5 protein-coding genes are annotated in these 6,325 nt (G+C 43.8%); all 5 read left to right on the forward strand.

What is annotated here, in order from left to right:
• Window positions 1-236 precede the first annotated feature (236 nt).
• Complete coding sequence (locus BQ4305_RS03945; RefSeq protein WP_110926566.1) at window positions 237-608, forward strand: ArsR/SmtB family transcription factor; 372 nt, start codon at window positions 237-239, stop codon at window positions 606-608.
• Complete coding sequence (locus BQ4305_RS03950) at window positions 601-2,721, forward strand: heavy metal translocating P-type ATPase (RefSeq protein ID WP_110926567.1); 2,121 nt, start codon at window positions 601-603, stop codon at window positions 2,719-2,721. The genes BQ4305_RS03945 and BQ4305_RS03950 overlap by 8 nt, the downstream gene beginning before the upstream one ends.
• Before the next feature lie 318 nt (window positions 2,722-3,039).
• A complete protein-coding gene (gene hflX, locus BQ4305_RS03955) occupies window positions 3,040-4,308 on the forward strand; it encodes a GTPase HflX (protein ID WP_110926568.1) in 1,269 nt (422 codons plus the stop codon).
• A 381-nt stretch (window positions 4,309-4,689) separates the two neighbouring features.
• Complete coding sequence (locus BQ4305_RS21265) at window positions 4,690-4,860, forward strand: hypothetical protein (protein ID WP_199880500.1); 171 nt, start codon at window positions 4,690-4,692, stop codon at window positions 4,858-4,860.
• Between the two features lie 158 nt (window positions 4,861-5,018).
• On the forward strand, window positions 5,019-6,278 hold the full coding sequence (gene ltrA, locus BQ4305_RS03965) for a group II intron reverse transcriptase/maturase (RefSeq protein ID WP_110926134.1): 1,260 nt from the start codon (window positions 5,019-5,021) through the stop codon (window positions 6,276-6,278).
• The last annotated feature ends 47 nt before the right edge of the window (window positions 6,279-6,325 follow it).

The raw sequence follows: 6,325 nt of genomic DNA on the forward strand, positions 1-6,325 counted from the left end.
AAAAAATGGATATAAAAAAAACCCCATTCCGAAGAATTGGGGAATAAATGGTTCAAGTAAAGTAATAACGCTTAAGGCTAGTAGTAAGTATAGCATAGTATGACTAAATGCGACAATTGTCGTCCGCAAAATAAAGAGAACTGGACAGAGATTTCAAGAACATTCAAATAATTGTTTGAATATAATTCCTTACATGTTAGACTATAATCAAATAGATATTTGAATGAGGTGGATTCATGGAAAAATATAAAGATACTTGTGAGATTTATAGTTTTGATGAAAGCAAAGTAAACCGAATTCAAGAGGATTTGCGCGGCGTTGATTTTACGAGTGTTTCCAAATTTTTTAAAGTAATCGGGGATGAAAACCGGGCGAAAATCGCTTATGCGCTCTGTAAGGATGAAGAGCTCTGTGTCTGTGATTTGGCTAACATTATTGAAGCCAGTACAGCCACTGCCTCTCATCATCTGAGAACCCTTTATAAAAATAAGATTGTAAAGTTTCGTAAGGAAGGAAAGCTTGCTTTCTATTCACTGGATGACCAACATATTAAGGAACTGATGCTGATTGCGCTTGAGCATCAGCAGGAGGTAAAGGAGCATGGGTGAGCCTCAGCTGAAGATCTATCGAATTGAAGGGCTGTCCTGCGCAAACTGTGCTGCGAAATTCGAAAAAAATGTAAAAGAGCTGCAAGGCGTGGAAGATGCAAAATTAAATTTTGGCGCCTCTAAAATTTCGGTACAGGGAGCGGCGACCATTGCAGATTTAGAAAAGGCAGGGGCCTTTGAAAACCTGAAAATCCGAGATGAGGACGCCAGAGTCTCCAAGCCGGAACCCTTCTGGAAACAAAAAGCAAATATCAAGGTGTTGATTTCCGCCATTCTGCTTGTCTTTAGCTGGTTTTTGAGCAAGGGAGAGGCGGATGGATGGCTGTCTGCTGCCGGTTATGCGGCCGCCATTTTGGCCGGCGGCTATTCCCTTTTTATCACGGGCATTCAAAATCTTGTTCGATTTCGCTTTGATATGCATACGCTGATGACAGTGGCGATTATCGGGGCGGCTTTTTTAGGAGAATGGGCAGAAGGAGCTGCGGTTGTGATCCTGTTTGCCATCAGTGAAGCATTAGAGAAATACTCAATGGATAAGGCTCGGCGTTCCATCGGCTCATTGATGGACATTGCACCAAAAGAGGCGCTTATCCGCAGGGACGGCGTGGAATCGGTCATGGCTGTTGCTGATATTCGGACAGAAGACATTATGATTGTGAAGCCAGGGAAAAAACTGGCGATGGACGGTGTGGTAGTTCGGGGAACATCCACCGTGAATCAAGCGGCGATTACCGGGGAATCCATGCCTGTCCCTAAAACGGAAGCGGATGAAGTATTTGCCGGAACCCTAAATGGCGAAGGGCTGTTAGAGGTTCTGGTAACCAAACTGGTCAAGGATACAACCCTTTCGAAGATTATACATCTTGTCGAGGAGGCGCAGGCCGAGAGAGCCCCATCCCAGGCATTTGTGGATAAGTTTGCAAAATACTATACACCGGCCATTATATTAATCGCGCTGGGGATTGGGCTGATTCCGCCTGTGTTTCTGAACGGGGACTGGAGTGAGTGGATTTACCGGGGCTTGGCTGTACTTGTTGTCGGCTGTCCGTGTGCGCTTGTTATATCAACTCCGGTTGCGATTGTAACGGCGATTGGAAATGCTGCGAAAAACGGCGTCCTCATTAAGGGAGGCGTTTATTTAGAAGAGCTTGGTTCCATCAGCGCCATTGCTTTCGACAAAACCGGAACACTGACCAAAGGGGTTCCGCAAGTAACGGATTTTCTGATGATAGCCGAACAGGAAAATCAGGAAAAGTGGCTGGCGGCTGCAGCCGCATTAGAGAAAAATTCAGATCATCCTTTGGCCTCAGCTATACTGCGGGAGGCCGACAGGCGGGGGACGGACTATCGGTCTATTAAAGCCGATTACTTCCAATCCCTGACCGGAAAAGGGATACGGGGCGAAATAGATGGAATGGTTTACTTTGTCGGAAGTCCTAAACTATTCCATGTAACGGATGAAGCAGATGAGCATATTAGCAGGCTTCAGAAAGAAGGAAAGACAGTCATTGCGATTGGGACCGAAGAGAGCCTGAAAGCGGTCATCGCAGTAGCAGATGAAATAAGGGAAAGCAGTAAAGAAGCTATCCGGAAATTGCATGATCTCGGAATACAAAAAACGATTATGCTGACTGGCGATAATGAAGGAACGGCCCAGACGATTGGCCGAAAAGCCGGTGTCCATGCCATTGAGTCAGAGCTGCTTCCGGAGGATAAGCTGACATTCATCAAGCAGGAAAAAATTTCGCATCAAAAAGTGGCGATGGTCGGGGACGGTGTGAATGATGCACCTGCTCTTGCTGCATCCACAGTTGGGATAGCGATGGGGGGAGCGGGCACGGACACAGCTCTGGAAACGGCGGATATCGCATTAATGGCTGATGATTTGCAAAAACTTCCCTTCACTGTGAAGCTGAGCAGGAAGACGATAAGAATCATCAAACAAAATATTTCATTTTCCTTGGCCATTAAGCTTTTGGCATTGATTATGATAGCGCCCGGCTGGCTGACCCTATGGCTGGCAATCTTTGCGGACATGGGGGCTACACTGATCGTGACTTTAAACAGCCTGAGACTTCTCAAGGCAGAAGAACAGCGAGATTTGTCCAAGTAAACGTTCCATGTGAAACATTTTAGCGGATGGAAGGTTTAGGCGGTACATCAAAATGGTGGGATGTTTTGAATAAGATCCTAAATATGCTACAATGTTGCTGACATTCATGGACGTGTTAACTCTGCATGATTCCGAGGATTGGCTGCATTGCTTAAAGCACAGGTGACGGCCTGTGCTTTTTGTTTTCTAAAAATGGGTATGGTGGGAGAAAGCAGTCAGTGCGTGATTTGCTTACCAGATGGCCGTCAAAGAAATTACAGGCTGAATGCAATATGAAAAGAGATTGGCGGACAGACTGAAGAATAAGGAGGAATGACCATGGAGGAATTGGAACAGAAGGCGGTATTGGCCGGCGTGAACATTAACAATCAATTCGATTTTGACTATTCGATGGAGGAGCTTGCGAATCTTACGGCAGCCTGTGAGGTTGAAGTGGCCGGCGTGATTACCCAGAACTTGAAGCGGGTGAATCCTTCCCATTATATAGGAACAGGAAAAATTGAGGAAGTGAAGGCACTGTTAGATTATCACGATGCCAATTTAGTCATTTTCAATGATGAGCTTTCTCCGTCTCAAATTCGAAATCTGGAGCAAGATTTGGATTGCAAGGTAATCGACAGAACCATTTTGATTTTAGATATATTCAATAAAAGGGCGAAAACAAAGGAAGCTCAATTACAGGTGGAAGTCGCCCAGCTGCAATATATGCTGCCCCGATTAGTAGGGCTGCGGGCTTCTCTTGGAAGACAAAGCGGGGGAGTCGGAACAAGCAATAAAGGTTCCGGTGAAAAGCAGCTGGAGCTGGACCGCCGACGAATTGAAGAAAGAATCAGCGTATTAAATAAAGAACTGGAAGAATTGGTTTCCCATCGGCAGACACAGAGAAAACAGCGGAAGAAGAAGGGCCTTCCTACAGCAGCATTAGTAGGCTATACGAATGCCGGGAAATCAACGATAATGAACGCTTTGCTCCATCGATTCCAAGGGGGAGCTGAAAAGCAGGTATTTGAGAAGGATATGCTTTTTGCCACATTGGAAACATCCGTCCGGAATATAGAATTGCCGGACAAAAAGCAATTTTTGCTGACGGACACGGTAGGATTTGTCTCCAAATTGCCCCATCATCTTATAAAGGCATTTCGATCTACCCTGGAAGAAGTCACGGAAGCCGACTTGCTGATTCATGTAGTGGATTTTTCCAATCCTAATTATCAGCACTTGATGGAGATTACCGAACAAACGCTGAGTGAGATTGGAATCAAAGAGATTCCTATGCTTTTTGCCTACAATAAAGCGGATTTAACCGAGATGGAAATTCCAAAGGTGCAAAATGAAGCCGTATATATGTCTGCCCGGCAGGAAATAGGCGTAGATGAGCTGATTGCCTTAATTAAAAAAGAAATCTTCAAAGAATATACAAAATGTGAAATGCTTATTCCTTATGATAAGGGGGACATTCTTTCCTATTTTAATGAACAGGCTAATATTTTATCCACGGAATATATAGAAGAAGGCACAAAAATCAAAGTGGAATGCAGACAATCTGATTGTGAACGGTATAAAGAGCTGTTGATCAATGAAGACTAGTTACATGTTCTGTGGAAAAACTGTTGATAAAAATCGATAATGTGAATAACTTGTTGGTAACTTAATAACATGTGCATAACTTGTGTATAAGTCCTTTTTCAAGGCAGGACAATAGGAAAGATATCCAATTTCTCGCGGAGAAGTTGGATATTTTTTGTGTGCGCCCGGCATGGGTGCAGTCTATAGGGTGAGAGTCCCGAACCATGAAGGCAGTAGTAATGGTTAGCTTAACGCAAGGGTGTCTGTGGTGACGCAGAATCTGAAGGAAGCGAGCGGCAAACCTCCGGTCTGAGGAACACGAACTTCATATAAGGCTAGGTACCATTGGATGAGTTTGCACAACAAAACGAAGTCCTTACTGCCGAAGGTGGTACAGAGTAAATGAAGCAGATAGATGGAGGGAAAGACTGTACTCTTACCCGGGGAGGTCTGATTGGAACGCCAAGTTCCCTTGGTAACCTATCCAGCGATGGACAGCTGAACAATCAGAAGTCAGCCGAGGTCATAGTACCATTCCAACTCGAGATGGAATGGGAAGGACTGAACTATTAGGAAGAACGAGAACTAGGCATATAATTCCTGTATAGAAGCAGACAATCCGAAAGGACTTACTTGAAGGAGGAAGTGGTGAATTCCACAGGGGACTTCATGAGGGTGGAGCAGGAATAACATAATTAGATTTCTACGTTCACGTCGAAAGGAAATATCACATGTTAATGGATCTGATTCTGTCACGGGAAAACTTAATAGAAGCACTTAAACGTGTGGAGAAGAACAAAGGGAGTCACGGCATAGATGGAATGTCCGTAAAATCCCTACGAAGACATCTCTATGAGAACTGGGAAACTCTTTGTGATTCATTAAGGGAAGGTACCTATCAACCTAACCCAGTCCGTCGAGTCGAAATCCCGAAACCGAACGGTGGAGTAAGATTACTAGGAATACCTACCGTGACAGACCGGTTCATTCAACAGGCTATCGCCCAAGTTCTAACCCCACTTCTTGACCCAACCTTCTCAGAACATAGTTATGGGTTTAGACCAAATAGAAGAGGTCATGATGCGGTTCGTAAAGCAAGGGAATATATAAGTGAAGGTTATAGATGGGTGATTGACATGGACTTGGAGAAATTCTTTGATAGAGTCAATCATGATAAGTTAATGGGGATATTAGCAAGTAGAATCCAAGACCGGCTGGTCTTGAAACTTATACGGAAATATCTCCAAGCAGGAATTATGATGAATGGTGTAGTCTATGATGCAGAAGAAGGAACACCACAAGGAGGTCCACTGAGCCCCCTTCTTTCGAATATCCTTTTGGATAAACTTGATAAAGAGTTAGAAAGGAGAGGTCACAAGTTTGTCCGCTACGCCGATGATTGTAATATTTACATGAAATCGAAGAAAGCTGGAGAACGAGTGATGAACTCAATTACATGCTTTATTGAGCAGAAATTAAAGCTCAAAGTAAATAGAGAAAAGTCAGCAGTTGATCGCCCGTGGAAACGAAAGTTTCTTGGCTTTAGCTTTACGGTCAATAAGAAACCGAAGGTTCGAATAGCCAATGAAAGTATTAAAAGGTTTAAGGCTAAAATACGGGAGTTAACCTCCCGTTCTAAACAAATTCCTATGGAAGTTAGAATCGAGAAACTAAATCAATATCTAACGGGATGGTGTGGATATTTTGCATTGGCTGATACACCAAGTAAATTTAAAGAATTTGATGAGTGGATTAGACGGAGACTCCGTATGCTTGAATGGAAACAATGGAAGAAACCGAGGACAAGAGTAAGAAAACTCAAAGGTCTAGGTGTCCCTGACCAAAAGGCATATGAATGGGGAAACTCCAGAAAGAAATATTGGAGAATAGCCTGTAGTCCAATCTTACACAAAACCCTCAATAACTTGTATTGGAGTCACCGAGGGTTGAAAAGTTTATATAATCGATATGAATTTCTGCGTCAAACTTAATGGAACCGCCGTATACCGAACGGTACGTACGGTGGTGTGAGAGGTCG

This window comes from Bacillus massiliglaciei, from assembly GCF_900098925.1.
GTDB classification, from domain to species: Bacteria; Bacillota; Bacilli; order Bacillales; family DSM-1321; genus Peribacillus; species Peribacillus massiliglaciei.